This window comes from Nitratireductor sp. GCM10026969 (assembly GCF_042660605.1).
Classification (GTDB): Bacteria; Pseudomonadota; Alphaproteobacteria; order Rhizobiales; family Rhizobiaceae; genus Chelativorans.
Window position 1 is genome coordinate 1 of sequence record NZ_JBHSUM010000275.1, and the last position, 2,208, is coordinate 2,208.

Sequence of the window (2,208 nt, forward strand, 5' to 3'; positions counted from 1 at the left end):
GGCCGTGCCGACCACCGCATGACCGAGGAGCGGTGCCACGCCGGCTCCTTCGGCGAGCGCCCGGGCGGCGGACGGGATTTCCGGACGCACGTCGATGATGGCGATCACGGCGCCGCCGGCCTTCTTAAGCGCGGCGGCCGCGTGGTAGGCGCTGTCGTTGTTGGTGAAGACGGCGAGCTTCTCCCCCGGCAGGACACCATACTCGCCAATATAGCGCCGGACGGCGCCGGCCAGCATCACGCCGGGCCGGTCGTTGCCTGGAAAGACGATCGGGCGCTCCAGCGCGCCGGTGGCGAGCACCACCTTACCGGCGTGGATCGACCAGTGGCGGTGTCGGGGGGCGCCTTCGGGAGCCCTCGGCAAGTGATCGCTCACGCGCTCGATTGCTGCGATGTTGTTGCCGTCGTAATAGCCCCAGGCGGTGGTGCGGGTGAGGAGGCGGAGATTCCCGCGCGCCGCCAGCCGCTCGCTGAGCGCTGTCGCCCAGTCTCGGGCCGGTTTCCCGCTGATCGTCTCGCCGGACCAGTTGGCGCTGCCCCCCATTCGCGGTTCCTGCTCGACGAGGATCACCCGCCTGCCTGCCTTCGTCGCGGCTTCGGCCGCCATCAGCCCAACCGGGCCGGCGCCGACGACGAGCACGTCGCAAAAGGCGTTCATCTTCTCATAGCGCGCCGGGTCCGGCGCGTAGCCGGCGCGGCCGAGGCCGGCGGCACGGCGGATAAAGCGCTCGCACAACATCCAGAAGCGCGTGCCGCGCAAGGGGCCGATCACCGGGCCCATGAATGTCTTGTAGTAGAAGCCCGCGGCGAGAAGCGGTCCGGCGAGCTGGCCGAGCGCGCCGATGTCGACGTCGAGCGTGGGGAAGCGGTTCTGGCTTTCCGCTGCGAGCCCCTCGTGAAGCTCGATCTGCGTGGCGGGAATGTTGGGTTCGCGCACGCCGTCTTTCAGCACGGTGACGAGCGCGTTCGGCTCGTCCGCGCCGGCGGCGAAGATGCCGCGCGGGCGGTGATACTTGAAAGAGCGGCCGACAAGCCTGACGCCGTTGGCGAGAAGTGCGGAAGCGAGTGTGTCGCCGGGATGACCGGTATAGTCCCGGCCGTCGAAGGTGAAGCCGATCGAACGGCCGCGGTCGATCAGCCCGCCGGCGGAGGCACGGCGTGGACTCATGGCCGGTCTCCAGCTGCGTTGAGCCCCGCCCGGGCGAACGCCACGCTCAGAATTTCGTGGGTGAGCGTATCGCGCGTGAGAAGAAGATGCGCCCGGCAGCCGCCCGTATGCTGCCAGTATTCGCGGTGCGGACCGGCGGGATTGGGCCGGTTGTAGAGATAGTCGTACCAGGCCTTCATGTCGGCCGAGGCAGGATCGGGGCGCGTGCGCGCAGCGTCCCCCTGATAGGAGAATTCCGACACATCGCGCGTGCCGCAGTGGGGGCAGGAAATCAGCATGGCGCCGTCGAATCCATGTCGGGTCCTAATGCAGTTTCGGTGTCGGCCCTGCGCCCTTTTCGTCGATGACGGCGCCGCGCGCGAAGCGCGACAACGTGAAGGGTGCGTTGACCGGGTGCGGTTCGTCCCGGGCGATGGTCCAGGCGAAGGAGAAGCCCGAGGCCGGCGTGGCCTTGAAGCCGCCGTAGCACCAGCCGCAGTTGAGATACATACCCGGCAGCGGCCCCTTGGTGATGATGGGTGAGCCGTCCATGGACATGTCCATGACACCGCCCCAGGAGCGCAGGAGGCGCAGGCGGGCGGTGGCCGGGAACATGGCCGTCATCTCGCCCATCACGTCCTCCACCAAAGGCAGGTTGCCGCGCTGGGCGTAGGAATTATAGCCGTCGAGATCGCCACCGAAGACCAGCCCGCCCTTGTCCGACTGGGACGCATAGAGGTGGCCGCCGCCGAAGGTGACGACGCAGTCTACGAAGGGCTTGATCGATTCGGAGACGAACGCCTGCAGCACGTGGCTTTCGATGGGAAATCGCTCGATCCCTCCCATGTGCAGGAGCCGGCTGGTGCTGCCGGCGACCGCCAGCCCGACCTTCCGGGCGCGGATTTCGCCGCGCGTGGTGGTTACCCCGGTGATCTTGTCGTCCTCGCGCAGGAAACCCGTCACCGCGCAATTCTCGATGATGTCGACACCGCGCCGATCCGCCGCGCGCGCATAGCCCCAGGCGACCGCGTCGTGGCGCGCGGTGCCGGCGCGCGGCTGGAG

Annotated in this window: 3 protein-coding genes; all 3 read right to left on the reverse strand. The window is 68.5% G+C overall.

Annotated features, from left to right (window positions below):
* The coding region (locus ACFP9U_RS24785) for an FAD-dependent oxidoreductase (protein ID WP_378625522.1) at positions 1 to 1,167 on the reverse strand (1,167 nt) is incomplete at its 3' end.
* Positions 1,164 to 1,445, reverse strand: a complete 282-nt coding sequence (locus ACFP9U_RS24790) for a sarcosine oxidase subunit delta (protein ID WP_378625524.1) — start codon at positions 1,443 to 1,445, stop codon at positions 1,164 to 1,166. The genes ACFP9U_RS24785 and ACFP9U_RS24790, both read right to left, overlap by 4 nt.
* Before the next feature lie 25 nt (positions 1,446 to 1,470).
* The coding region (locus tag ACFP9U_RS24795; RefSeq protein ID WP_378625525.1) for an FAD-dependent oxidoreductase at positions 1,471 to 2,208 on the reverse strand (738 nt) is incomplete at its 5' end.